Origin of the sequence: Brevibacillus sp. FSL K6-2834, from assembly GCF_038592925.1 — a bacterium.
Lineage (GTDB): Bacteria > Bacillota > Bacilli > Brevibacillales > Brevibacillaceae > Brevibacillus > Brevibacillus borstelensis.
In genome coordinates this window covers 2,509,703-2,534,502 of sequence record NZ_CP151945.1, presented here as the reverse complement: position 1 = coordinate 2,534,502, position 24,800 = coordinate 2,509,703, and the positions used below count along the sequence as shown (strand labels likewise).

The 24,800-nt window shown below is 53.0% G+C and carries 26 protein-coding genes; all 26 read right to left on the bottom strand.

Going from position 1 to position 24,800, the window contains the following annotated elements; genetic code table 11:
• Positions 1-9 precede the first annotated feature (9 nt).
• The 26 genes from NST96_RS12585 to NST96_RS12460 all read right to left on the bottom strand — a co-directional run bounded on the left by NST96_RS12585 (position 10) and on the right by NST96_RS12460 (position 24,701).
• A complete protein-coding gene (locus tag NST96_RS12585; protein WP_003387062.1) occupies positions 10-1,125 on the bottom strand; it encodes a hypothetical protein in 1,116 nt (371 codons plus the stop codon).
• A gap of 118 nt (positions 1,126-1,243) precedes the next feature.
• Positions 1,244-2,182: a tetratricopeptide repeat protein gene (locus NST96_RS12580; RefSeq protein WP_172921101.1), complete on the bottom strand. Its 939-nt coding sequence runs from the start codon at positions 2,180-2,182 to the stop codon at positions 1,244-1,246.
• A gap of 120 nt (positions 2,183-2,302) precedes the next feature.
• Positions 2,303-2,932 (bottom strand): zf-HC2 domain-containing protein, encoded by a 630-nt coding sequence (locus NST96_RS12575; protein ID WP_251237477.1) that lies wholly within the window; start codon positions 2,930-2,932, stop codon positions 2,303-2,305.
• Between the two features lie 14 nt (positions 2,933-2,946).
• Positions 2,947-3,537: a sigma-70 family RNA polymerase sigma factor gene (locus NST96_RS12570; protein WP_003387065.1), complete on the bottom strand. Its 591-nt coding sequence runs from the start codon at positions 3,535-3,537 to the stop codon at positions 2,947-2,949.
• Between the two features lie 147 nt (positions 3,538-3,684).
• The gene (locus NST96_RS12565) at positions 3,685-4,806 is read right to left on the bottom strand and encodes an amidohydrolase family protein (RefSeq protein WP_251237476.1); all 1,122 of its coding nucleotides are present in this window, start codon (positions 4,804-4,806) and stop codon (positions 3,685-3,687) included.
• Positions 4,807-5,119: 313 nt separating this feature from the next.
• Entirely contained in the window at positions 5,120-6,400 is a 1,281-nt protein-coding gene (gene aroA / locus NST96_RS12560; RefSeq protein ID WP_003387067.1) for a 3-phosphoshikimate 1-carboxyvinyltransferase, read from the bottom strand.
• 114 nt (positions 6,401-6,514) lie between these two features.
• Positions 6,515-7,615 (bottom strand): prephenate dehydrogenase, encoded by a 1,101-nt coding sequence (locus NST96_RS12555; protein WP_024985000.1) that lies wholly within the window; start codon positions 7,613-7,615, stop codon positions 6,515-6,517.
• A gap of 70 nt (positions 7,616-7,685) precedes the next feature.
• A complete protein-coding gene (gene hisC / locus NST96_RS12550; RefSeq protein WP_003387069.1) occupies positions 7,686-8,780 on the bottom strand; it encodes a histidinol-phosphate transaminase in 1,095 nt (364 codons plus the stop codon).
• A gap of 30 nt (positions 8,781-8,810) precedes the next feature.
• Positions 8,811-9,629, bottom strand: coding sequence for a tryptophan synthase subunit alpha (gene trpA / locus NST96_RS12545; protein WP_003387070.1), 819 nt, complete (start codon positions 9,627-9,629; stop codon positions 8,811-8,813).
• Positions 9,626-10,858 carry a tryptophan synthase subunit beta gene (gene trpB / locus NST96_RS12540; RefSeq protein ID WP_003387071.1) on the bottom strand — a complete coding sequence of 411 codons (1,233 nt, stop codon included), beginning with the start codon at positions 10,856-10,858 and terminating at the stop codon, positions 9,626-9,628. The genes trpA and trpB overlap by 4 nt, the downstream gene beginning before the upstream one ends.
• Positions 10,855-11,499, bottom strand: coding sequence for a phosphoribosylanthranilate isomerase (locus tag NST96_RS12535; RefSeq protein WP_003387072.1), 645 nt, complete (start codon positions 11,497-11,499; stop codon positions 10,855-10,857). The genes trpB and NST96_RS12535 overlap by 4 nt, the downstream gene beginning before the upstream one ends.
• A complete protein-coding gene (gene trpC / locus NST96_RS12530) occupies positions 11,496-12,305 on the bottom strand; it encodes an indole-3-glycerol phosphate synthase TrpC (RefSeq protein ID WP_251237474.1) in 810 nt (269 codons plus the stop codon). Before trpC ends, NST96_RS12535 begins: the two co-directional genes overlap by 4 nt.
• Positions 12,295-13,320: an anthranilate phosphoribosyltransferase gene (gene trpD, locus NST96_RS12525; RefSeq protein WP_003387074.1), complete on the bottom strand. Its 1,026-nt coding sequence runs from the start codon at positions 13,318-13,320 to the stop codon at positions 12,295-12,297. The genes trpC and trpD overlap by 11 nt, the downstream gene beginning before the upstream one ends.
• Positions 13,314-14,831 (bottom strand): anthranilate synthase component I, encoded by a 1,518-nt coding sequence (trpE, locus tag NST96_RS12520; protein WP_003387075.1) that lies wholly within the window; start codon positions 14,829-14,831, stop codon positions 13,314-13,316. The genes trpD and trpE overlap by 7 nt, the downstream gene beginning before the upstream one ends.
• Positions 14,832-15,270: 439 nt before the next feature.
• Positions 15,271-15,636 (bottom strand): chorismate mutase, encoded by a 366-nt coding sequence (gene aroH, locus NST96_RS12515; protein WP_024984995.1) that lies wholly within the window; start codon positions 15,634-15,636, stop codon positions 15,271-15,273.
• Between the two features lie 6 nt (positions 15,637-15,642).
• Positions 15,643-16,743, bottom strand: a complete 1,101-nt coding sequence (gene aroB, locus NST96_RS12510; protein WP_003387078.1) for a 3-dehydroquinate synthase — start codon at positions 16,741-16,743, stop codon at positions 15,643-15,645.
• Positions 16,743-17,903, bottom strand: coding sequence for a chorismate synthase (gene aroC, locus NST96_RS12505; RefSeq protein ID WP_003387080.1), 1,161 nt, complete (start codon positions 17,901-17,903; stop codon positions 16,743-16,745). Before aroC ends, aroB begins: the two co-directional genes overlap by 1 nt.
• A gap of 181 nt (positions 17,904-18,084) precedes the next feature.
• A complete protein-coding gene (locus NST96_RS12500) occupies positions 18,085-18,252 on the bottom strand; it encodes a hypothetical protein (RefSeq protein ID WP_170208335.1) in 168 nt (55 codons plus the stop codon).
• Between the two features lie 73 nt (positions 18,253-18,325).
• Entirely contained in the window at positions 18,326-19,099 is a 774-nt protein-coding gene (locus NST96_RS12495; protein WP_003387081.1) for a protein-glutamate O-methyltransferase CheR, read from the bottom strand.
• A 150-nt stretch (positions 19,100-19,249) separates the two neighbouring features.
• On the bottom strand, positions 19,250-19,693 hold the full coding sequence (ndk, locus tag NST96_RS12490; protein ID WP_003387082.1) for a nucleoside-diphosphate kinase: 444 nt from the start codon (positions 19,691-19,693) through the stop codon (positions 19,250-19,252).
• Between the two features lie 103 nt (positions 19,694-19,796).
• A complete protein-coding gene (locus NST96_RS12485; RefSeq protein WP_003387083.1) occupies positions 19,797-20,762 on the bottom strand; it encodes a polyprenyl synthetase family protein in 966 nt (321 codons plus the stop codon).
• 19 nt (positions 20,763-20,781) lie between these two features.
• The gene (locus tag NST96_RS12480) at positions 20,782-21,633 is read right to left on the bottom strand and encodes a menaquinone biosynthesis protein (protein ID WP_024984993.1); all 852 of its coding nucleotides are present in this window, start codon (positions 21,631-21,633) and stop codon (positions 20,782-20,784) included.
• Between the two features lie 4 nt (positions 21,634-21,637).
• Positions 21,638-22,234 (bottom strand): flavin prenyltransferase UbiX, encoded by a 597-nt coding sequence (locus tag NST96_RS12475; RefSeq protein ID WP_024984992.1) that lies wholly within the window; start codon positions 22,232-22,234, stop codon positions 21,638-21,640.
• On the bottom strand, positions 22,231-23,100 hold the full coding sequence (locus NST96_RS12470) for a UbiA-like polyprenyltransferase (protein ID WP_003387086.1): 870 nt from the start codon (positions 23,098-23,100) through the stop codon (positions 22,231-22,233). Before NST96_RS12470 ends, NST96_RS12475 begins: the two co-directional genes overlap by 4 nt.
• A 42-nt stretch (positions 23,101-23,142) precedes the next feature.
• Positions 23,143-23,862, bottom strand: a complete 720-nt coding sequence (locus NST96_RS12465; protein ID WP_024984991.1) for a demethylmenaquinone methyltransferase — start codon at positions 23,860-23,862, stop codon at positions 23,143-23,145.
• 5 nt (positions 23,863-23,867) lie between these two features.
• Positions 23,868-24,701 (bottom strand): heptaprenyl diphosphate synthase component 1, encoded by an 834-nt coding sequence (locus tag NST96_RS12460; protein WP_003387089.1) that lies wholly within the window; start codon positions 24,699-24,701, stop codon positions 23,868-23,870.
• Positions 24,702-24,800 lie beyond the last annotated feature (99 nt).

The following is a 24,800-nucleotide window of genomic DNA, read 5'->3' as shown; positions in this document are numbered from 1 at the left end:
GCACATCCCTCACTTCAATAAAATGGTAGATTCTGTGAATCCATTGTATTTGCGAAGCCAAGATTGGCTGGCGTACGTCCCGGAGTAAATCCACTCTTCACCCGACTGGCCGACGCGAATCAAGCCAAGGTGGACCATCATTTTTAAAATCCGATTCACCAGAATATTGTTCGGATCATCATAGTAAAAAGCGCGAATCCAGGGAAGAAGACTTCTCGCAAGAGCCGTCTGGGTGACCCAGCCGCTTGCTGCCATCATCGGTATCAGTTGGACGAGCATGGGCAGATTCGGTACGGCACGCTTGTACAGCCTCATCCAGAAGCGGATGACTTCGTGATACAATGCGTCACTATACGGTTTCTGCAATTGTTCATTGCCCGCTTCCGTGAGTGATACCTGACCCGGAACCTCTTCGATCCACCTCTGGTAGTAGCAAAAATCGTAGATGAGAGAAAACCTGTCCGGATACAGATCAAAATGCAGACCGTAGCCAAAGCGCCAGCGCTCCGGCGTGAGCGGCTCCTCCTTCACCTGCAAAAATTGAAGCACCTGCTGCTGATACCGTTTGTACATCCCGCCTTCTGCAGTCAATGGGACGGGCTCCCGCTGAAGAAATCGCAAAAATTGCATGATATCGTCAACAAGGGCCGTGCCTTCATCCCGATACGCATCCGGCTCCAAAACGAATGCATTTTCGTCCTTCTGCCATTTTTGCAGCCAAGTGTGAAGAAGCGGCTCTCTGATGTCCAGCGGCACCTGGTACTGTCCGATCGTCCTGCTTTTTGCCGGAAAAATCCAGCCGCGCTTCATCGCTTTCGCTACGTATTTGCGGGCCTCCTCCTGCTTGCCTTCCTTCTTCGCATCCAAAGCTACGCCGGCCTTTGCGAGAAGGTCCTCCAGAGACATCTCCGTGCGCTTGTCCAAGAACAGGAGCAGAAAAAAATGCGTCTCTTCCGGCGACAGCTGTTCGATCTCGCGGGAGATTGTCTGCTTATGGCGCAAGTTGGCCAGCAACGTAGTGATCAATTCGTTTTTTGAGTGAGGATTGCATTCACAGCCGTAATGGTCGGCCATCTGATTGAGCTGCCGGATGTCGGTGTAGACTAAAATCTCTGCCAAGTTCATCTGGGCATCCCTTCCTTAACGAAGGCTTTTGTTACCCACCATTCTTGTCCAATTTCCGGCAAAATAAACAGGAAGCCACAATAGTGACTTCCCTAGGAAACAAGCAATTTGCCCGCATTTACTCTTCGTCTACATTCCACGCATCGAGCAGCTTCTGGTATTCTTTTGCGTCCTCATAGCGTCCGGATTGCGTCAACAGGGCGACCAGCCTGCGGATTTGATCGAGATCGAAGCCCGACAGCTCCACGTATTGCTCAAGCGCTTCGATCGATTTTTCCGTTTTCCCCATGGAGAGGAAAATGTCAGCCGCCAACGGATACCCGGCGACGTACTCTTCATCCAGCGCGAGCAATCTTCCCACATAATCAGCTGCCTCTTCGACATTGCCCGTATGAAAAGCCATCAGGGCACAGCCGTACAGAATCTCTGCGCTTTGCTCCTGTTCGAGAGCATGCTGGTACAGATGATAAGCCTGCTCAAAGTCTCCATTCTGAGCCAGAACGCGGGACTTCGAGAGGAGCAGCTCCACACTTTGCTCCCCGGCCTGTTCCAGCGCTTTCATCGCTTCATCATCTTTGCCGATCTGGAAGTACATGTTCCCAAGCGCCGTGAGAATTTCCTTGTTGTCAGGTTCCTTCTGGCGCGCCTGTTCCAGGTACTTGATGGCGACCTCATCCAGCCCTTGCATGGCGTACAGATCAGTCAGCAATAGGTCCAGCCGCAGGTTCTCATAGCCGGACTCCTTCAATTCGTACAAGATGTGCTGCGCCGCTTCAAAATCGTTCCCATCCAGCGCAATTTCCACAAGGAGCAGCTGGCACTCCCGTCGCAGCGGCGGATCAAGCTCAGGATTTGCCTTCATGACCTCTGCAAGCAATTCCGCCGCTTCATCCAGATGGCCCAATCGATACCACACCTCCGCCAGATACAGCATCACTTCCGGCAAATCCTTGCCATGCTCCTGAACCTTTTGGAGCGCTTGCAGCCCTAGCTCCACTTCATCGTTCTCAATCCGCTTGATCGCTTCGTCGATCACATACAGCCACTGTTTCGTCATTTTTGTTCACCTCATCTATATGGTGGCATTTCTTATGTACAAGCTTTATATCAAAACAAGCTGCAAAAGACCGTCCGAAGACGGTCTTCCCAAATAGGACGATACTATAAAGATAAACCATTAAGCCCGCGTAAACCAGCTCATTGTCAAAACGGTTACCAAAATGCCAAACACACTGAGGACGACGGCGTAATTTGGGCTTTCATACTCGCTGGCTCCCTGCTTTCCGTCCATCGGTACAATAGAGGCCGTCGCATTGGCAAGCGGCTGTCCTTCAGAGACTAACTGATCCGATTCGACGATATATGTACCGTCTTCGGTCTGCATGGAGGAGGTCACGACTTGCGCCTGTTTGCCCACCGCCAAAACCTCGCCGCCGATCAAAAGAGAGTTTGCCTGTTCTGCATTGCTTGTGTTTACATACAACGTAAACGTACAAAGCATCAACAAAACGACAGCGGCGCACGCACCGATGCGACGCATTCTCGCTGTAACCGAAAACACCTTTCGGCCAAACGGAATCGCCCACTTCTCTTCTGACAGAATACGCGCCATGACCGCATCCACGATCGACTTGGTGGGCGCAATGGAATGGTACCGCTCTTTGTCAGTCTCCATCCACTCGCTGCTGTCCTTCCACAGTTCGTAATCTGAGCGACAGGAAGAACATGCAGCCAAATGATGATCGACACGCCGCCGCGTTACATCGGGCAGTTGTCCATCTGCGTAATCCGGCAACTTATCTTGCACATCTTCACATCTCATCATCGATTCATCCCTTCAGCTTCATCCAAATGAGGGTCCAGGATGTAGGCTTCCAATTGAGTCTTGATGCTCTGCCGCGCTCGAAACAGCAAAGATTTCACTGAACTCACTGTCAAATCGAGGATCACGGCTATCTCATTGTAGTCCATTTGCTCGTATTCCCGCAAAATCAGGGCGGAGCGCTGTTTTTCAGGCAAATTGTTAATCGCCTGGCGAACGAGATGCTCCCGCTCGTTGCGAAGCAGCACTTGCTCCGGCAAGCGTTCAAACGAAGCCAACGGCACCTGCAAAGTATCTTCGAGATACACATCCGAATTCCGGCTCTTGCGCAGCTCGCTCAATACGGAATTGCGGGCTATGGTGTAGAGCCAGGTAGAAAAGGTCGCTTCTACATCACGGAACGAATGAATGCTCTTGTACGCCTTGTAAAAAGTCTCCTGGCATAAATCCTCTGCCACATGCTCCAGATGTGCCTGACGGAGCAGATGCGTGATAAATGCAAGAATCTTTTTTTCATACCGACGTATCAACTCGGCATAGCATTCGAGATTACCTTCTTTTATTTCGCGGATAAGCTGGGAATCGGTCATGATCAGGATTACCTCCTTGCGATTCCGATCCCTCCGCAGTCTTTGTATGTTTAGACTGCCAGGGATGTAAAAAGTTGCGCTGACCTGACAAATCTTTTTCTCGTCAGGTACCCGGAATCCTTTACGAAAAAACCCCCAAATCTGGGGTCACATGACAAAATTGTATGGCTTGATGTCCAGATGGCATCGTCCCATGCCTATGGTTGCGGCAAATTGCTGCTCGGCAAAAATCCACTTTCCGTTCGACATAACAGATGTTGGAAGGCGGATTTCGCTAAAATTGAGAATAGTGTAAAGATCAAATTTTGTCAACCATTGTTCTTTTTTCACGAATAAAAGATCTGCGTCAGCACCGGGAATGATGCACCCTTTGCGTGGGTAAAGCCCCAATGCCTTGGCGGTATTTGTCGAACAGAGCTTGACGAGTAAGCGGAGCAATTCCGCATCCAGCCACTTCGTACGCCTCAGATCTACCTGGACGCTGTCCAGCGAAGCCATTACGGAAAGCGAGCGGAAAGGATGCTCGGCCAGAAAACGGAGCGCATGATCTGCGGTCATCCCCTTTACTTGATACACATGGTAGAAATCATCAAATGACTCCAAAGCCTGTGCCCAATCGGCCTTGACCCATGTGCGAATCTGCCAGAAGCGGCAGCGCCTGAGCCATTGCCTGTGCATATTTCGCTTTTCCTCCCGTGAAATAGCGGAATCGTCCGGTATGTGCAAAGTTAGTAGCACCCTATAAGACGTAAGTATCGGGGAAAACGTTTCCCATTCCAGACGGTTAATTTCTTCCTGCTTGCGAACGGTCACCCTGATCGACCTGTATCCTTCCAAGCAAAGCTGCCGAACCAGTCCATGCGCCATTTGGCTGGCGGAGACCTCCACCACCATCGTATAGTCGATGACATTGTTGAAATGAATGGCAGCCTGATACCGCCATTGATCGGATTTTTTCCAAGGATCTACGTGCAGCACATCGGTCATGCAGGTGTAGCCGTTTGCTGCCAAAGAACGGACGGCATGCAGATATTCTTCCAAGCTTCTGATTTTCGCATAGGATTTATCGGGCAAGGCAAGAAAGCCCGGCAAAATGTACATTCCGGAGGCATCCCACTCTTCAAGCGGCTGGTCGGTATCTCTGTACACCCGTAACAGCTCCTTGGCCACCCGTTTGATTTTCCCGTCCTCTATCCAAATGTCTGCTTCGACAATACCGCTCGCGGTTACAACAGTTCCATTTCGAATAACCAGTTCGTTCATTGCCATAGCTCGTCCCTCCTCCATCCGCAGATGGACGCTCTTCCAGTACGAGCATATGCATGGGTGGAGGAAAAAAGGACAAAAAAAAGCCACCGTCAATGTAAGCGCATTCAAACGGCGGCAGCACATCTGTGCTTTATTATATTGGATAGGAGTGGAGAGAAACCATACTGTACCTTTATTATATCTGAATGTAAGCGCTTGTCAAACACTTTTTACCTATTTTTCTGTCCATTCTTTTCGAGGCTTATCCCGTCTTCACTAGTCAAAAAACGAACCCGCGATCAGCACGGGTTCGTCTCGTTGTTTCATCGTTTCGCTATTTACTGATGCTCTGGAGAACGTCAGGAAAGCCAGGGAATGAAACCAAAATGGCGTCGTCATTCTCGATCAGCGTTTCCCCTTCTGCTGCCAGCCCTGCGATCGCCATGGCCATTCCGATCCGATGATCGCCAAAGCTGTCGATGACTGCACCCTTCAGCGGAGTTGGTCCCTCGATAATCATGCCATCCTCCGTCGCGATGATCTTTGCTCCCAGCTTTGACAGTTCGCTCACAACAGTGGCAATTCTGTCCGTTTCCTTTACTTTTAACTCCTCCGCGTCCTTGATGACGGTGCGTCCGCCAGCTTGCGTCGCCATTACAGCAATAACGGGGATTTCATCGATCAGCCGGGGGATGATGTCGCCGCTGATCTCGATTCCTTGCAGCTCGGAATAGGTCACGAGCAGGTCTGCGACCGGCTCTTCATTGACCACTCGTTCGTTGATCCGCTCAATTTTTCCGCCCATTCTGTCTACGACATCCAAAATTCCGGTGCGGCTTGGGTTGATCCCCACATTTTCGATCAGCAGAGAGCTGCCCGGCACCATCATCACTGCCGCAATCATGTAGGCTGCAGAGGAAATGTCTCCTGGGACCTGAATGGCTCTCCCCTTCAATTTCTGCCCGCCTTCAATTGAAACGGTCAAGCCGTCGCGGACGAGCTTGACGCCGAACGCTTGCAGCATTCTCTCCGTGTGATCTCGGGATAGATGCGGCTCGGTCACACTCGTAACGCCGTTTGCCTGCATGCCGGCGAGCAAAATCGCCGATTTGATTTGGGCACTGGCCACAGGGGATTGATACGATATCCCTTGCAGCTCCCCTCCACGTATGGAGAGCGGCGTGTATTCCCCATCCTTTCGCCCATCGATTTTTGCCCCCATCTGGCGGAGCGGTCCGATTACTCTGCGCATCGGGCGTTTCGCGATGGATTCGTCCCCTTCCATCACACTGTGAAACGGTTGGGTAGCGAGAATGCCGGCCATCAACCGAATGGTCGTACCGGAGTTTCCTACGTCGAGGTGCTGGGAAGGCTCCTGCAGTCCGTACCAGCCCTGGCCGTGAACGGTGACCCGGTCCTTGTCCTGCTCAATCTCTATGCCCATCTTGCGAAAACAGCTGATCGTGCTCAAACAATCGGCACCCGGGAGGAAGCCTTCAATACTTGTTGTTCCTTCTGCCAGCGCGCCAAACATGACGGCGCGATGGGAAATCGATTTATCTCCTGGTACTCGAACGGTTCCGTTGATCTGACTTGCTCGTTGAACGCGCAGCACAGTGACTCTCCCCTTTTTTCTCTGTATTTCTACGTATCGTAGCTATATTCTGTCCACGCACGTGCATTCGCACAGCAAAGCGTCTATCCCCCAAAGCGGGATCGTATGAGCAAACTACTCCCGTCTGTATACGTTATATCCGAAGTAACAGAGCAGCTCTTCGCCCTTTTCCAATTCGAGCTGACTGCGAAACGTTATCCGCAGGACACCGAGTATATCTTCGCGGGTTTCCCGAATCTGGAGATTGGTGATGTTGATGTTTTTCGCGCCAAGCAAAGTCGTAATCCGGCCGATTTCCCCCGGATGGTCCGGGATATCGATATACAAGTCGTACAGCGGAGGCATTGCTCCCTTTTTTCTTTCGGGAAGGCCGTCTCGGAAATCTCGGGCGGTCCGGAAGAAATGCTCGATCTGTTCGGCATCTCCTTCTTTTACAAGCCCCATGACATTATCCAGCGCTTTCGCCCAATCCTCGGCAATACGCAGGAGATGCTCCCTGTTGTTCAGCAGAACATCCCGCCACATCCTCGGGTTGCTTGATGCGATCCTCGTAATGTCGCGAAAGCCGCCAGCAGCCAAGCGATGGTGCCACGGATTGCTGTCGTCGTAGCTGGCGACGAGATTCACCAGAGCCGACGCCAAAATATGCGGGAAGTGGCTGACCGAACCGACAACCTGATCGTGTTCATCCGGGTCCATGCGAATCACTTTGGCTCGTGTCAAAGCAAGCAAGCTGGCCAATTTCTCCACCTGATCCTCCGGAACATCAGATGCCGGAGTCAACACGTAATAGGCATTTTCAAACAGCCGGTCAGACGCCGCCTCGACCCCCGACTTGTGCGATCCCGCCATCGGGTGCCCGCCGATGAAGGTGACTTCTCTTGGCATTTTCTCCCGTGCGTAGCGGACAATGCCGGATTTTGTGCTCCCCACATCCGTGACGATGACTCCCGGCTGCAGGGACAAGGACGGAAGCCTGTCCAATGTAGCGTAAATTTGCTCCACCGGTGCAGCGATAAAAATAATGTTTGCTTCTCTGACGGCGGTCTGCAGATCAGTCGTTCCGGCGTGTATGACACCGGAAGTAAGCGCCTTGTCCAGGCACTCCTGGCGCACGTCGAAGCCGACGACACTCACCTGCGGGTCCTGGCGCAGCGAAAGCGCGATGGACCCGCCGATCAAACCGACCCCGATAATTGCGATGGTGGTCTTCATCTCCACACTCTATCCTCTCTGTGTATGTCTAGACAAAAATGCCGGATGCTGAACACCGGCATTCTTGCATTTATTTTCCTGCTCCCACGACGATATTGGCCAAAGCCTGCAATACCTTTTCGTTTTGCTCTGCCGTTCCCACTGTGATGCGCTGATATCCCGGAAAGCCGAGCGCCTTGCCGGAGCGGACGATGATTCCCTGCTGCAGAAGTTGTTTGAACACTTCATCGGAATCGAGGTTCAGATTGACCAGGACGAAGTTCGTTTGAGACGGGTAGTAGGACAATCCCCACTCGTCAAACCGGTCTGTGAGCTGCTTCAAGCCTTCCCGGTTTCGTCTGCTGCATTCCTTGACGAACTCCTGGTCTTTCAACGCAGCGCGAGCGGCAGCCTGGCCAAGCGAGCTGGTGTTGAACGGTTCGCGGACGTGGTCCAAATGGCTGATGATCTCTTCGGATGCGATACCATAGCCGACACGCAGCGTAGCCAGACCGTAAATCTTGGAGAAAGTGCGAAGAATGATCAGGTTTGGATACTGTGCGAGCATCGGGATGGTCTGCGGATACGCTTCGTCCACGACATACTCGTAGTACGCTTCATCCATCACAACGAGGACGTCTTTTGGCACCTTCTTCAGAAACGCCTCCAGCTCGGACGTGCCGACAATCGTTCCGGACGGATTGTTCGGGTTGCACACCCAGACTACCCTCGTCTGCCCGTTGATCGCGGACGCCATTGCCTCCAGATCGTGAACGCCGTCTTTCAGCGGCACCTCGATCAGCTCGGCACCCTCCACCATTGCGTTGGAACGGTATTGGGAAAACGTCGGAGTTGCCATTACCGTATTGGTTCCCGGTTCCAGATAAGCCCGGGAAATCATCAGAACAATCTCATCCGATCCGTTTCCAAACATCAGCTGCTCTGGCTTTACACCGAGGAAGTCTGCCAGATCCCAGCGAAGCTGGAGACTTGCTCCGTCCGGGTAGAGTGCGAGCGAATCCAACTGCGCTGCAATCGCTTCTTTGGCCTTGGGTGAACAGCCGTAAGGATTTTCGTTGGACGCCAGTTTGATAACTTCTGTCAAGCCGAATTCTCTTTTCACATCATCGATCGGCTTTCCCGGCTGGTAAACCGGGGCGCTGAGAATACGCTGCTTGGGTCGCATCCACACTTCACTCCAGTCACATTTTTCCCCTTATTGTAGCGCACTCGTCAGCTGATGTACAAAGGTTTTTATTCTTTCGACACCTTCCTCTACCCGATCTGGATCCGCCAACAGCTCGCGCTGACGCTCGATTTCCATCACGATGGCGCTGCCGACAATGATCCCGTCCGTGTGAGGAGCAACTGCCTTTACCTGCTCCGGCGTAGAAATGCCGAAACCGACGGCCGTAGGTGCCTTTGTCGAAGAGCGGACCCGCTGCAGGAAGTCAGCCAAATCCTCGCTCAAGCTGGCTCTCGCGCCGGTCACGCCAAGCGAAGAGACGCAGTATAGAAAGCCGGTGGCCTGCTCGCCAATTGTTCGAACGCGTTCCTCCGAGGTTGGAGCGACCAGTGAAATGACGTGGAGTCCATGCGCCGTAGCCGCTTTTACTGCAGGGGCATTCTCCTCCACGGGCAAATCGGGAATGACGATCCCGTCAGCTCCCTTCGCCGCCAAATCAGCGAACAGGCGATCGATCCCGTATTGCAGGACCGGGTTGATGTAGGTGAAGAGCACGAGCGGCGTCTCCATCCCGGATTGACGCAGACGCTCCACCAGTTCAAGCGCGTCCTTGATCGTCACTCCGTTGGCCAGTGCCCTTTGCGAGGCTCTTTGTATCGTAGGTCCATCTGCCAGCGGATCGGAGTAGGGAACGCCGAGCTCCAAAAGGTCTGCCCCCGCTTCTACAAGGCCGTGCGCCAGTTGGAATGTAGCCTCCAGGCTAGGGTCTCCCACGGTCAAAAAAGGGATGAACCGTTTGCGTGTACGGTCGGCAAACAGGCGATCAATTCGATTTTCTCTCTGGCTCATTTTGCTTCCCCTCCTGCTGCTCTCGTCTCCAATGCATGCTGAATCGTTTCCACGTCTTTGTCTCCTCTTCCCGACAGACAAATGACCAGGACCTGGTCAGAGGACATGTGCGGCGCCCGCTTGATTGCTTCCGCTACGGCATGGGCGCTCTCCAGTGCAGGAATGATGCCCTCTGTACGGCACAACAGCTCTACCGCCTGCAAAGCTTCGTCATCCGTAACCGACGTGTAATGCACCCGTCCCGTATCTTTCAAGTACGAATGCTCCGGACCTACGCCCGGATAATCAAGTCCGGCGGAAATCGAATGCGCCTCTTGTACCTGGCCGTACTCATCCTGCAATAGATAGGTCATGGCCCCGTGGATGACACCCGGCCTGCCGAGACTGAGCGTCGCGGCATGCTTGTCTGTCTGGATGCCGTGTCCTGCCGCTTCCACTCCGCGCAACGAAACGGCATCGTCCTGGATGAACGGATAGAACATCCCGATGGCGTTGCTCCCTCCGCCGACGCAGGCAATCACTTCGTCCGGAAGCCGTCCGAGCATCTCCCGTATTTGTGCACGTGTCTCTTCGCCGATGATTTTTTGAAACTCCCGGACCATGTAAGGATACGGATGCGGGCCGACGACCGAACCGATGACATAAAAGGTTTGATCCACATGGGACACCCAGTATCGGATCGCTTCATTGGTGGCATCCTTCAGTGTCCGCGAGCCCGATTCTGCCGGAATCACTTCGGCTCCCAGCATCTTCATCCGAAAGACGTTCAGCGCTTGCCGCTTGATATCTTCCGTTCCCATAAACACTTTGCAGGACAAGCCCAGCTTCGCTGCTACCGTTGCACTGGCAACGCCGTGCTGGCCAGCGCCCGTCTCTGCGATAATGGAGGTCTTGCCCATCCGTTTGGCCAGCAGCCCTTGACCCAAGGCGTTGTTGAGCTTGTGGGCGCCGGTATGGTTCAAATCCTCGCGTTTTAAATAAATCCGGGCACCGCCGAGATGTTCGGTCAGTTTATCGGCGTAAGTGAGCGGAGTCGGTCTGCCGGCATATTCGCGCAGCAAATCGCCCAGCTCTTTGCGGAAAGCCGGATCAGCCTGCGCATCGGCAAATGCTGCCTCCAGCTCAGCCAGAGCGTTCATCAGCGTCTCCGGAACGTATTTCCCCCCAAAAGCCCCAAACCGTCCGTACTGATCAGGTACTTGCTTTGCCTGCGTTTCCGTCGTTGTCATGCCTCTCTCACCCTTCCGACAAATTCTCGTATTTTCTGTTCGTCCTTTTCTCCCTCTGTTTCCACACCGCTCGAAACGTCAATCACGGACGGCCGGTAATTCCTGATCAGCTCGCCGACGTTTTCTGCGTGAATCCCGCCAGCAATAATACAGGGGAGCGGCGACGCCGATTGTTGCAGAAGCGGGATTTGCTCCCAGGAAAAGCGTTTCCCCGTCCCTCCTGCCAGCGCCGGATCATACGTATCAAACAGCAGGGCATTTGTCACGCCAAGGTACGCTTCTATCTGTTCTGCCCCTGCATGAGCGCCGTTGTCGCTTCCCACCGCCATTGCTTTCCAGACCGGCAAGGAGAAGCGTTCCTGTACTTGCTGGCAAAAATCTGGGGTTTCACGGCCGTGGAGCTGGATCACGGAAAGTTCGGCCTGTTCCAGAACCTCTTCCAGTTCGGCCAGTGTCGGATCTACAAACACCCCGACAGCAGGTGGATGACCCGGCACTGCGTTCATTATGGCTCCAGCTTGTTCAGCCGTCACTTGACGCCTGCTTTGCGCAAAAACAAATCCGACGTAATCGACAGCCAATGCTGTGAGACATGCAAGTGTCTCCGCTCGTTTAATGCCGCAAATCTTGATCTTCGTCATAACCTCACCTGCTCGCTGTTCTCCGCTTTTTTCCCGACCAGATCAAGCACGGCCTGAGTGACGTTCTTCTGGCGCATGAAATGCTCCCCTACCAGAATCGCACGCGCCCCGGCTTCTTGGACATAAGCTACGCAGTCCACGCTGTTTATCCCGCTTTCGCTGATGATCGGAATCCCGGCAGGCACCAGAGCCGCAAGCTCGCTGGTAGCAGCCAGATCGGTCTGAAACGTATGCAAATTACGGTTGTTGATGCCCAAAAGAGTCGGTGTGACAACTTGGAATACCGATTCCAGCTCCCGCCTGTCATGAACCTCGATCAGATAGTCCATGCCAAGCTCCGTTGCCGTCTCGGCCAGCTCCTTTAGCTGTGGCCCATCAAGAATAGCAGCGATCAACAAAATGCAATCGGCACCGCAGGCTCTCGCTTCGACTACCTGCAGTGGGTCGATCATAAAATCCTTGCGCAGCAAAGGCTGGGAAACGGCCTTTCTGATGTCCTTCAGATACGCTTTGCTTCCCTGAAAAAAAGGAGTATCGGTCAGCACCGACATGCATTCAACTTCGGCAGCAGCATAGCTTTGGGCAATGGCTACCGGATCAAAATCGGGCCGGATCAATCCTTTTGACGGCGAAGCCTTTTTCACCTCGGCAATCACACTGACAGGGCGGCTGCTGTGCAGCAAAGCTTTCCCGAAGCCCTTGGCCGGCTGCATTTCCTTTGCCTCCTGCAGCAGCTTTGCCATGCTGGTGGCGGCCCGAAGCTGCGCCACTTCCTCCCGTTTTCTCTCCACAATTTTAAGAAGCATGAATCAGCCCTCCTGCCACTTGCCGAAATTGTTCCAATTTTTCCTTCACAATGCCATCGTCGATCAATTCGGCAGCGGTTATGACACCGTGGCCGATACTGCTGACTCTGCCGGAAAGATAGAGGATTGCTCCCGCATTCAGGAGTACGATGTCGCGGGCTGCGCCTCGCTTCCCGTTGTAGATGTCCTCTATGATTTTCGCATTTTCCTTGGCGTCCCCGCCCCGCAGGGCATCCAGGGAATATCGCTTTAGTCCGAATTGCTCCGGCTCGATTTCGTAATTGGTAATGATGCCGTCGCGAAGCTCGGAGATATAACTGGTCCCCGTCACTGTCAGCTCGTCGAGACCATCCGCACCAGCCACGACCAGCGCCCGCTCGACACCCAATTCACGCAATACTTCAGCAACGGTATGCAATAGCTTGGCGTCATATATACCGAGCAGCTGGTACTTTGCGCGCGCCGGGTTGGTCAGCGGGCCGAGCAGATTGAAAACGGTCCTGACCGCCAGCTCTTTGCGCGGGCCGGCTGCATGCTTCATCGCCTGATGGTAGAGCGGAGCGAACAAAAAGCAAAGGTTCGTCGCTCGCAAGCAATCGGCTGCATCTTCCGGGGAAAGGGTAATTGGCACGCCTAACGCCTCAAGCACATCGGCGCTCCCGCTTTTGCTCGATACGGCCCGGTTCCCGTGCTTGGCAATCGGCACGCCTGCACTGGCCGCCACAATAGCCGCTGCTGTCGAGATGTTGAAGGTGTGGCTGCCGTCTCCGCCGGTACCGCATGTATCGACCATGCCAGGGACATCAAGAGGAAATTGCACCGCTCGGTCTCTCATCGCTTTTGCAAATCCGATGATTTCTTCGACGCTTTCCCCTTTCATCCGCATGCCCGCCATAAAAGCACCGATCTGTGCCGCCGTCGCTTTGCCATCCATGATCTCACCCATGGCTGCTTCCGCTTGCACTCGGTCCAGATCGCATCCGCCAATGATTTTTTCCAACGCTTTCTTCAGCATATCGGCTCCTCCTTCCGGGCGAAAAGCTGCTCTGCCTTTTCCAAAGCCGCCAGCATCGCCGCCGCCTTGTTCACGGATTCCTGGTACTCTGCCGCCGGATCGGAATCGGCTACGATCCCTGCACCTGCCTGGACGTAGGCGTATCCTCCCTGGAACAGCAGCGTCCGGATTGTAATGCACGTATCCATCGTCCCGTCAAACGCCAGGTACCCAATTGCCCCGGCGTACAGATGGCGGGAATCCGGCTCCAATTCAGCGATAATTTCCATAGCCCTGAGCTTGGGCGCACCCGAGACCGTTCCGGCCGGAAAGGCTGACAGCAAAGCGTCGAAGGGATGGGCGTCCTCGCGCAGCTGTCCCGTTACGTGAGAGACCATGTGCATGACATGTGAATAGTTTTCGATAACAAGTGCTTCTTCGACCTGAACGCTGCCGTAGCGCGACACTCTGCCCACGTCATTTCTCCCAAGATCCAGCAGCATGTAATGTTCAGCCCGCTCTTTTGGGTCATTCAACAGGTCTTCCGCCAGCCTGGCGTCTTCCTCGGCAGAGCTGCCCCTCTTTCGCGTACCGGCGATCGGGCGCATTTCCACCTTGCCGTTCTCTACCCTCACCAAAAGCTCCGGAGAAGTGCCGACGATCGTTTCCTGATCGTACTGCAGAACGTACATGTACGGGGATGGATTTAGCGTCCGCAGCACTCTGTAGACGGAAAACGGATCAACCTCTGTCGCGGCCCGGAAGCGCTGGGAGAGCACCACCTGGAAAATATCCCCTGCGGCAATATACGACTTCGCTGCTTCCACCATCTTCTCGTAAGCTTCGCGGCTCATGTTGCTCTCAACCGCTATTTTCCGTGCCGGCACTTCCCCCAACGGAAGCCGTTGATTCCTATCTTGTCCCGGGGCTGTCACCCGGACGGCCAGCTCCTCCAGTCTGCTGCATACTGCCGCATACTTTTCACTGATGCGCTCCGGGGTGTCATCCGTCTCCACGTGGAGGTTGACGATCAGCTGGATCTCCTGTTTCAAGTGATCAAAAGCGATGATCTCGTCGGCAAACAAGAAGCGCATATCCGGCAGCTCCAGGCTGTCTTGCCGATGGCGCGGCAATTGTTCGAAGTAATGCAGGGTGTTATAGCCAAAAAATCCGACGGCTCCGCCGCTGAGACGGGGAAAATGACTTAGCTTCGGACTCTTGTAGCGCTCCATTTCCTCACGCAGGTAATGGACTGGGTTCCCTTCGAGCGTAAACTGCTCTCCGTTTCGTTTCTTGACCGCAATCAGGTTGCCGGTTGCTTCGACGGTCTGAAACGGATTGAGCCCGATGAACGAGTAGCGGGCCCAGCGGGAGCCTCCCTCCACACTTTCCAACAGGAAAGAATGGGGTGTACGAATCTTCTGATACAAGCGGATGGGGGTTTCTTGGTCAGCCAGCAGTGTCATACGAACCGGAATCAGCGAGTATGACTTCGCCAGTGACTGGACTTCTGTCAAGGATGGGGTAAACATGAATACTCTCACCTCTTTTGTCGAGGTGCCAAAAGAGTAAAGGGGGAAGAAGCCTTCGCAAGCAGAGCAAAAGGAAACCCAAGCACAAGTCGTCGAAATTGTGCGCCTTTTCCTCGTATGCTGTCTGCTATCGATGCACAGGGCGTGCACTGGCCGATTCTGTCCCGGGGCATGGGCAGATCCCGCCACGGCTCTTGATCCTCTTCCTCTTTTGACACCTGCGTGTTAGAGGAAGAGATAGGGGGAGAATAAAAAAACCAGGAGGATCCCTGGATTGATTGTGTATGCATGCACAATCCCAGCTTGCTCTTCTCTCCTCAGCCTAACTCTTCTTCACTCAACTCTGCTCAATCTCTACTCTGCCGGTTTTGCTTGTTACCGGTAAAACGAGGCACCCTCGTTTTTTACTATACTAAAAGAGGGTGCCCATGATGTCAATCTACTTTACCAAATCCGGCCGCAATTTTACGGCATCCCGCATAAAGACGTGCTCGATTTCGGCTGCTGCTTTATCGGTGTTGACCAGCATCATGACACGGATACAGGAAGGCAGGCTTCCCGGCACCGGTATCTCTCTGGCACACATCAACGGAACGTATTGCCAGCCCTCGATCTGCCTGGCTGCTTGAGCAGGAAACGCCGCCTTTACATCCTCAGTCGTCGTGATTAAGATGCTGGCGATGTCATCTGGTAAAACGTGATTTCGCTTGACCATTTCTTCAAGCAACAGCTTGGTGGAAGAGACAATCTCCTCTTTCGTATCTTTTTCTATCGTAATGGCTCCTCGTATTCCTCGCACTCCCATTTTCTCTTACGCCCCCGATTCTTCATTCATGACTGACAAGATAAGTTCTTCGTCTACCTGAGAAAACAATTCTACGGCGCCGATAGCCCGCGGCAAAACAAGCGCCAGTTTGCCGCCGACAGCCTTTTTATCGCGCTTCATCACTTCCAACACCTTTGCCGGATCGAGCTTGTGCGGCCATTCTGTCGGCAATTGATACTGCCGCAGAAGCCTCCGGGTACGATCGTGAACGCCTGCCTGCGCAATCCCCATGCGCTCCGCCACCTTCGCTGCGAGGCACATCCCGATTGAGATCGCTTCACCGTGATTGAGCGTCGAATACTCGCAGAGGGCTTCAAAGGCATGCCCGAACGTATGCCCCAGATTAAGCAGCGCCCGCTGATTCTGCTCGGTTTCATCTGCCGAAACGATGTTCGCCTTCACTTCACAGCCGCGATAAATCGCTTTGCTCAACAATTCAGAATCTAGCTGCCAAAGCTTTTCTGCGTTTGCCTCCAGCCAGGAAACAAACGTCTCGTCGGCAATCAAACCGTGCTTGAGCACCTCCGCAAAACCGGCAGCACGTTCCCTCTCCGGCAATGAGCGGATTGTGGATGTGTCGTATAGAACGAGCCGCGGCTGGTGAAAGGCGCCGATCAGATTTTTCCCGAGGGGATGGTTGATCGCTACCTTTCCTCCGACAGAGCTGTCGTGCGCCAAAAGTGTTGTCGGCACTTGGACAAAAGCGATGCCGCGCATGTAAGTCGCAGCGACAAAGCCTGCCAGATCACCTACTACCCCGCCGCCAAGGGCGAGGACAGCCGATTTGCGGTCCAATCCGGCAGAAATCGCTGCGGTCATCACTGCTTCATACACGGCGAGGCTTTTTGACTGCTCTCCGGACGCAATCACAAAGGAATGGACAGCGTATCCCTCCGCTTCCAAGGCGGTTTTCAGCGTTTGCAGATAAAGCGGTGCCACGTTTTCATCCGTAACCACGAATAACTTGGACGTCGGGGCCAGCCCCGCCTCCCGCAGCATGGGCCCCGCCTGCTGCAAGAGGCCGTCGCCGATGACGATCGGATACGAGCGTTCGCCCAGTTCTACTCGCAAGATTTCTCTATTCATCAGAATTTCTCCGTATAAGCACGGTATTGGCGGACGTTTTCCAGCATGTCATCGAGCGAATCGGATGGGAACTTCTCGCACATCGCCGACGCGATTTCCCAAGCGACCACTGCTTCAGCCACTACGCTCGCGGCCGGGACCGCGCAGCTGTCGGAGCGCTCGATGCTGGCTGAAAACGCTTCGCGGCTATCAATGTCAACGCTCATCAACGGCTTGTACAGGGTCGGAATCGGCTTCATGACGCCACGCACCACGACAGGCATTCCGGTCGTCATGCCGCCTTCCAGCCCCCCTGCCCGATTGGATTTTCGGCTGTATCCGGTCTCTTCGCTCCAGACGATTTCATCATGAACCTGCGATCCCGGCCGTCCTGCTGCTTCGAATCCGATCCCGATTTCGACGCCTTTGAACGCCTGGATGCTCATGACTGCCTGCGCCAAACGGCCATCGAGCTTTCGATCCCATTGAACATGGCTGCCCAGGCCGACCGGAACGCCATCGACGATCACCTCGACGATTCCGCCCAGCGAATCTCCGTCCTGCTTCGCCTGATCGATCGCAGCCATCATCAGCTGTGCAGCCTCCTCATCGAGACAGCGAACAGGGGATTCTTCCGTGCGGGCAATCAGCTCTTCCAGAGGAAGATCGATTCTTTTGGCAACGACATTGCCGATCTGCAGCACCTGTCCGCCAACGCGAATGCCGAACGCCTCCAGCAATTGTCTGGCTACCGCCCCGACAGCGACACGAATCGTCGTCTCACGGGCGCTGGACCGCTCCAGAATATTGCGCATATCGCGCTGATGGTACTTGATCGCTCCATTCAGGTCTGCATGACCAGGGCGCGGCCGGGAAACACGGCGTTTTTCTTCAGCACCCTCGACCGGCTCGACACTCATGATGCCCTGCCAGTGGGCCCAGTCTTTATTTTCGACGACCAGCGTGATCGGAGCCCCGGTTGTATAACCGTGTCTGACACCGGAGAGTACCTTCACCTGGTCCTTTTCAATTTGCATTCTTCGGCCTCGACCGTGACCTTTTTGCCGTCTCGCCAATTGTTCATTGATCGCCTCGACAGAGAACGGCAGGTTGCTTGGAATCCCTTCGATTATCGCCGTCAATTGCGGCCCGTGCGATTCCCCTGCTGTCAAATAACGCATCTCTCGCTTCCTCCATCCTCCAGGCAGCACTTTCTTTTCCCGAACGGGGGCGCTGTCCTTTATCACTTTTAAGCGTTATAATATCATACCTATTACCCCGAGGAAATACAAAAGTGGGAAACTTTCTGAATCTAGACAAAACGCTTCTCTTTTCGGAGAAGCGTCTGCTGTCACGTCCAGTTTAGTAATAATCAGCCAAAAACAAAGGATTCGAAGGAACCGAACGCCGGCTATGATCTGCGCGGACGAGGTCATCCACCTGCGTTTTTTCCGCACCAAGAATTTGACCGCACTCCTGGAGAGTGATCAAGCCTCTTCGATATGCCTCGATGACCTTATGCTTATCCATCTGCTTCCTCCCTATCGGCTTGTTATTCATAGTGTTGGGAAAAAACAGCATGGATATACCCGCTCGGCTCCTTTTACCCTAATTTTCGGTAAAAGAATGTATCCTCTGTTTCAAACTGGTACTGCTGCGGCTGAAAAATCTGCTCCGTGCTGCCGACGAACAGGACGCCGCCAGGCTTTAGGGCACGGCTGAATTTGTGGTAAAGCTCATGCTTGGCCTCTTCCGTAAAGTAGATCATCACATTGCGGCAAATGATCAGGTCAAACCCGGATTCGAACGTATCGGCCAGAAGGTTGTGCTTGCGGAAATTCACGCGTTTTTTTACTTCATCTGAAATGCGGTAGCTCAAGCTGTCCTTTTGAAAATATTTGTCCAGCAAATCTTTTGGACAATCCTGCAAGGCTCTTTCTGTATAAACCCCTTGCTTTGCTTTTGCGATCGCTCCTTCGTCAATATCCGATGCCAGCACCGAAGCGTCCCAGCGATGGCGCAGCAGCAAGAGCGACAGTGTGTAAGGCTCTTCTCCCGTCGAACATGCGGCACTCCAACATTTCAGACGCGGAGACTGACGTACCAGCCTGGGCAAGATCTTATTTTCAAGCACTTCCCAACGCCCCGGATTGCGAAAAAACTCCGACACGTTGATCGTCATGCGATCGAGAAACTCGTAAAACAGCTCTTTGTCTTTTGCGATCGCCTCGAAGTACTGAGCGAATGTCGTATAACCCCGTTTCAAGCGGAGCGAAGTAAGCCGCCGTTTCATCTGTGCTTCCTTGTAGAGTGCGAGGTCAATTCCTGTCATTTTTTTTACGCTGGCGATGAACTGGAGAAAATCCTTGTCTTCCATACTTCGAAATCCCCTTTCGACGACTTACTCATGCGATTCGCGTTTTTTTGACAAAATCCTGCCGAATTTTGTTGCAGATTCGCGAATAAAAGAAAAAGACCCCTTAGCGGAGTCTTTATCCATCTGCGTGATTGCTCTTTGTTCAAGAGCTTAGATCCAGCGTTGGATCGTCTTTTCGTAGGAAAGAACTTCTCCTTGGCCAAACCACAGAGCGATTTCGCGCTCAGCGCTTTCTGGAGAGTCGGAACCGTGGATGATGTTCATGCCAACGGAAGTTGCGAAGTCGCCGCGGATTGTTCCGGATGCAGCGTCTGCAGGGTTGGTTTTGCCCATCATGGAACGAGCGGTGGAAATCACGTTGTTGCCTTGCCATACCATCGCGAATACAGGTCCGGAGGTAATGAAGTCAACCAGTTCACCAAAGAACGGGCGCTCTTTATGCTCAGCATAGTGCTGTTCAGCCAGCTCGCGGCTAACATTCATCAGCTTTGCTCCAACGAGTTGGAAGCCTTTTTTCTCGAAGCGGGAAACGATCTCTCCGATCAGGTTGCGTTGTACGCCATCAGGTTTTACCATCAGAAACGTTTTTTCCATCGTAAGGTTGCCTCCAGTATAGCTATGTATTGGTATTTCACACACCATCAGAAATTTTATCAAAAGATAGAGGGGCAATCAACCTGCTCCTCAGCAAAAAACGCTAAAATTTGCGATCGATAATAAAATCGGCCACACCGATCAGCGATTTTTTCGTTGAATTGTTCGGCAGGTCGGCGATAATGCTGCGCGCTCTGGCGATATAGCGCTCCGCCAGCCTCTGCGAAAAAGCGATGCCTTCGTCTTTTCTCACCAGCTGGATCGCCTCGTCCACATGGTTCCAGAAGGTATCCTCCCGAATCCATTTTTGAAACTGTTCCCGAGCAATGCCGTGATGAGCCGTGTACATCGCGGGAAGGGTAATGTTGCCCTGGCGCAAATCGCTTCCCGCAGGCTTGCCCAATTGCTTTTCCGTACCGGTAAAGTCAAGGATGTCATCCGTGATTTGAAAAGCCATCCCGACATTGTAGCCGTACCAGTACATCCTGCGGACGAGATCCTCTGTCGCTCCGCTCGCAATCGCCCCCATCTGGCAGCTGATCGCGATCAAGAGAGCGGTCTTGCGCTTGATTCTGCGCAGGTACATACGGAAATTTTGATCCCAGCTGTGCAGAGCCCGCACCTGCTCGATCTCTCCCTTGACCATTTCGACGATCGCGTTGGCCAAAATCTGGTGGAGCTGAGGAATCTTCAGCTCCGTCACAATCGACAGCGCCCGGGCAAGAATGTAATCGCCGGTGTACATCGCTACTTTGTTGTCCCATTTTGTTTTGACCGTATCCCGGCCTCTACGCTTGTCCGCATTGTCGACAACATCGTCGTGCACAAGCGTGGCCATATGAATCAGTTCGAGCGGAACTGCCACGTACTTGAGCCGGGTCACGTCATAGGACCCCCACTTTCCACCAAGCAACACAAATACGGGACGGATGCGCTTCCCTCCCGCCTTCAGCAGGTGCGTGGACGACTGATACAGCTCCCGCACTCCCGTATCGATGGACAGCTCCAACTGATTTTCGATGTACTCCACATCTTTTTTCATCTCAAAGTATATATCGACTAGGTTCATCCGCTCCACCTATTTTCGTTCAACGTAGTTTTTGCCGTCCGGACTTCTCCCACAATTCCACAGTAACCGGTCCCGGAAGCAGTCCCTGCTCCGCCGCGCAGCGATAGTAGTACTCCAGCCCCGTTCTTTGCTCATCGCCAAAAACGTGCTGCAGACCTTGAAAGTATTGGCGCCAATCAGCCTTTTCTCCGCCATAATGCTGATGTACGTACTCGATCAACGGTTCAGGATTGCTTAGATGTTTCTGTTTGCTCTCCAAAAAGGCATTGTGCACCTCGCTGAGCAATTCGGCATGTTCGGCCAGAATCGCCTTGCGGACTGTCCACAAAGCAAAGGTCATGGAATATCCGGTGAAGCGATACCAAAGTTCGCCTAGATCGTAAATCATATAGGGAACACGCTGGCGTATCGCCCTGATCGCATCGTCTCCAATCAGGAGAGCCGCATCGGCACCAAGCATCATTTCTTCAAGTACAGGTGCTTGCATCGAGTAAGAGACTTGCAGCCCGTAAAACTTTTGCAGAATCACTTTCAACAAATTGATGGAAGTAGCTGACGTATTGGTCAAGGCAATTCGCGCCTCATTCAGCTCTTCGATCGGCTTTTTGCTGAACAGAAAGATCGAGCCGACTGGGCCTTTGGCGCTGACGGACAGGTCCGGCAGTACCAGGTAATCCTTCGCATGCTCTGCGTAGCTGAAAGAAGAGATTGGTCCAAGGTCGATCTCGCCGCGGGCCATCGCCTCGTTTAACTGGGCAGGAACCTGCCGGATAAACGAAATCCGATCTTCAAAACGGGCTTGGTCAAAATGAAATGTGACAGGGAAGGTGTTGGTGTATAGGATTTGTCCAATGCGCAAGGACTTTTGCATATTCTTATTCCCCCCAGCGCCGAAACAAAGCGTGCGGCACATCGAGTGCGTCCAATGCTTTGCCTACGACAAAATTGACTAGGTCATCCATCGTCTGCGGTTTTTGATAAAAACCAGGCATGGCCGGCAATATCTTGACACCGAGCCTGCTCAATCGCAGCATGTTCTCCAGCTGGATCGCGTTCAAAGGCGTTTCTCTGGGAACGAGTACGAGCTTTCGTCCTTCTTTCAACATGACATCTGCGACACGCTCAAGCAGGTTGCCTGAGGCACCGTGCGCAATGCCGGAAAGAGTTCCCATCGAACAAGGCACAACAATCATCCCCTCGCAGCGGTACGATCCGCTCGCAGCGGGACAATTAAAATCGCGCAAGCCCCAGTAACGAAGCTCTCCGGGAAAATCCTGCTGAAGCTTTTCCGCCAATAGTCCTTCGCGGTTTTCCGTATTCCAGTCCAGTTCGTCATGAAACACCTGCCAGCCTGCCTCCGTCACCATCAAGTGCACGGTATGCCCGCTCTTCAAGAGCTCCTGAACCAGTCTCACGCCATAAATCGCACCACTAGCACCTGTGATTCCAACAGCCCATGCTTGTGTACTCATGATATCACCAGATCAAGCATGGTAAAAGTAAACATAACCATGCTGAGTATTCCGTTCATATTGAAAAAGGCGACGTCAAGCTTGGACAAATCCGTCGGCTTCACCAAGCTGTGTTCGTACAGCAGAATGGCCCCGGAGATCAAAACGCCGACCAGGAACCAAATGGACAAATCTGCGATCATGTACAGCGACAAAAGGCCGAAGAACGTAATCACGTGGCAGCCTCTGGCAATCAGCAGCGCTTTGCTGATGCCAAACCGGCTTGGCATGGAGTACAAACCTTCCTTGCGGTCAAAGTCCGCGTCCTGACAAGCGTACATAATATCAAAGCCGGCTGTCCAGAACAGCACGCTGATAAACAGCAGAAGACCGGTGCCGTCTACCTGCCCTGTCGTTGCCACCCAACCGCCCAGAGGCCCAAACCCGATCGCTACACCCAGTACAAAATGGCAGAGCCAGGTAAAGCGCTTCGTATAGGAGTACAGAATGAGTACAAAAACAGCTAAAGGCAACAATTTTACCGCAAGTGAATTCAACTGGAAGGCAGCAAAGAACAACACAGCAAAAGACACGACGATGAAGACGACAACTTCTACTATCGAGATCAAACCGGCAGGAATCGCCCTGTTCGCGGTTCGCGGGTTCTTCGCATCGATGAACCGGTCAATCAACCGATTGAGCGACATGGCCGCGCTTCGTGCCCCTACCATCGCGACAGTCACCCATAAAATTTCCATCCAGGTCGGCCACGTTTGCTCTACTACAATATTACCCAATACGGCACCCATAAAAGCAAACGGCAACGCAAAAATAGAGTGCTCGAATTTAATCATTTCCAAAATAATTTTTAATTTACGGAGACTCACAAAATACACTTCCTATCCACTGAAGAGATACCCGATGATTGATCAGGGCTTGGTCCCGATATGCAGTGCAGCCACTCCACCCATGAACAATTTCACCTCAACCGGGTCAAGGCCTGCCTGCTGAAACATGCGGGCAAGCTCTCGGCTATCGGGAAAATTCGTCAGTGACTGTGGCAGCCAGGCGTACTCCTCATACTTGTTAACTGTCCATTTCGCAATCAATGGCAAGATTTTGTAGAAATACAAATAGAAAAGCTGGCGATACGGATAAAAAGGAGGCTTGGACACCTCCAACGACACGACTTTGCCCCCAGGCTTGACCACTCGAGCCATTTCTTTCAACACGGTTTGGATATCAGGGACGTTCCGCAGCGCAAAGCCAATCGTTGCAAAGTCAAAGGAGTTATCCTCGTACGGCAGCTTCATGGCGTCACCGTTTACCAGTTGCACGATTCCGCCCACGCCCCTCTGCGCAACCTTGTATGCGCCTACATCCAGCATATTCTGGCTGAAATCAAGTCCGACGACACGACCATCCTTGCCAACGGCATCCGCTAATGCGATCGTCCAGTCACCCGTGCCGCAAGCCACATCAATCGCCGTTTGGCCCGGTTGGATATTCATTCGCTTCATCGTATAGTTGCGCCAGGCAACGTGGCTGCCAAAGCTGATGACATTGTTCATCTTGTCGTACTCTTGCGCGATGCTTTCAAACACGCTGTGCACGTGCTGTGCTTTTTCTCTCATCTGCATCTCGTTCACTTCCATCACATCTCCTCAATAACCCGTTTCAGACGATTCACGCGGTGGGAATATCGAGATGTAAACCAAACGAGCACGTCCTGGGCTTCAGTCTGATGAAGGGTACGCAATAGCTGTTCGCACATGTTGATCAGTTCAGTCGCTTTTGTTTCAATCCCGGCCAGTACCTGGGCTAGTGTCGCCCCTGGTTTTTGCAGCAAAAAACGGGCAAAGCCGGCAGGAACCTGGTCTTGCCACTTTAATTGTTCCCATTCGTTTATCATGCTTTCCACCGTTGACGTGTCCTTTAGGAGCGACGTCCAGAAGCGGCGTTCTTCCTCCGATTCGGCATACTTGTCAACCATCGCGACGTACAAGCCCGTATCAATGACAGTTCGCAGCTCCAAATACGCTTCGGAGGACAATTTTCCCTCTTTATCTGCCAAATAAAGCTTCATCTTGGCCTCGTTTACATGCTGAATCGCATCCGCCAAGACGCGAATGGCTTCTACTTCACCGGCATGAGCGAGCAACTGGTAGTAACGGCTGCTGTAATAATCGCCTGCCAAAACCGTTAATTGCCTGTTCCGTTCTTCCACAAGTGTATCGCCATAAGCATTTTTGACAGTTTCATGCATGTCCAATCCTAATTGCATGAGGCCGGTTGTAATTGAGAACGTCCGTGCGCGTTCCTTGCCTATTCCCCGGTTCAATAAAAAGAGGTACAACAGCGCTAGCCGATTCTCAGCTATGGCCGGTACGTCTACGTATTGTTCCACATAGGAAATGGATATTCGCTGGTAGATCTGATCGATAATGGCACGGATCTCGTCGATGAATGGGTTTTTTTCTTTGCTCATGCGTCCTCCTCCACAACCTGGTCATTACCTGTTCCGTTCGGTTTCATGCTTTTACCGAGTGTCGGCAAAATACCATCCCTACCATCATACCATACTTCA

Coding starts and splice junctions, on each gene's coding strand:
- NST96_RS12585 (WP_003387062.1), bottom strand. CDS start 1,125: ATGAACTTGGCAGAGATTTTAGTCTACACCGACATCCGGCAGCTCAAT.
- NST96_RS12580 (WP_172921101.1), bottom strand. CDS start 2,182: ATGACGAAACAGTGGCTGTATGTGATCGACGAAGCGATCAAGCGGATT.
- NST96_RS12570 (WP_003387065.1), bottom strand. CDS start 3,537: ATGACCGATTCCCAGCTTATCCGCGAAATAAAAGAAGGTAATCTCGAA.
- NST96_RS12565 (WP_251237476.1), bottom strand. CDS start 4,806: ATGGCAATGAACGAACTGGTTATTCGAAATGGAACTGTTGTAACCGCG.
- NST96_RS12555 (WP_024985000.1), bottom strand. CDS start 7,615: ATGAAGACCACCATCGCAATTATCGGGGTCGGTTTGATCGGCGGGTCC.
- hisC (WP_003387069.1), bottom strand. CDS start 8,780: ATGCGACCCAAGCAGCGTATTCTCAGCGCCCCGGTTTACCAGCCGGGA.
- trpA (WP_003387070.1), bottom strand. CDS start 9,629: ATGAGCCAGAGAGAAAATCGAATTGATCGCCTGTTTGCCGACCGTACA.
- trpB (WP_003387071.1), bottom strand. CDS start 10,858: ATGACAACGACGGAAACGCAGGCAAAGCAAGTACCTGATCAGTACGGA.
- NST96_RS12535 (WP_003387072.1), bottom strand. CDS start 11,499: ATGACGAAGATCAAGATTTGCGGCATTAAACGAGCGGAGACACTTGCA.
- trpC (WP_251237474.1), bottom strand. CDS start 12,305: ATGCTTCTTAAAATTGTGGAGAGAAAACGGGAGGAAGTGGCGCAGCTT.
- trpD (WP_003387074.1), bottom strand. CDS start 13,320: ATGCTGAAGAAAGCGTTGGAAAAAATCATTGGCGGATGCGATCTGGAC.
- trpE (WP_003387075.1), bottom strand. CDS start 14,831: ATGTTTACCCCATCCTTGACAGAAGTCCAGTCACTGGCGAAGTCATAC.
- aroH (WP_024984995.1), bottom strand. CDS start 15,636: ATGGGAGTGCGAGGAATACGAGGAGCCATTACGATAGAAAAAGATACG.
- aroB (WP_003387078.1), bottom strand. CDS start 16,743: ATGAATAGAGAAATCTTGCGAGTAGAACTGGGCGAACGCTCGTATCCG.
- aroC (WP_003387080.1), bottom strand. CDS start 17,903: ATGCGTTATTTGACAGCAGGGGAATCGCACGGGCCGCAATTGACGGCG.
- NST96_RS12500 (WP_170208335.1), bottom strand. CDS start 18,252: ATGGATAAGCATAAGGTCATCGAGGCATATCGAAGAGGCTTGATCACT.
- NST96_RS12495 (WP_003387081.1), bottom strand. CDS start 19,099: ATGGAAGACAAGGATTTTCTCCAGTTCATCGCCAGCGTAAAAAAAATG.
- ndk (WP_003387082.1), bottom strand. CDS start 19,693: ATGGAAAAAACGTTTCTGATGGTAAAACCTGATGGCGTACAACGCAAC.
- NST96_RS12485 (WP_003387083.1), bottom strand. CDS start 20,762: ATGAACCTAGTCGATATATACTTTGAGATGAAAAAAGATGTGGAGTAC.
- NST96_RS12480 (WP_024984993.1), bottom strand. CDS start 21,633: ATGCAAAAGTCCTTGCGCATTGGACAAATCCTATACACCAACACCTTC.
- NST96_RS12475 (WP_024984992.1), bottom strand. CDS start 22,234: ATGAGTACACAAGCATGGGCTGTTGGAATCACAGGTGCTAGTGGTGCG.
- NST96_RS12460 (WP_003387089.1), bottom strand. CDS start 24,701: ATGAGCAAAGAAAAAAACCCATTCATCGACGAGATCCGTGCCATTATC.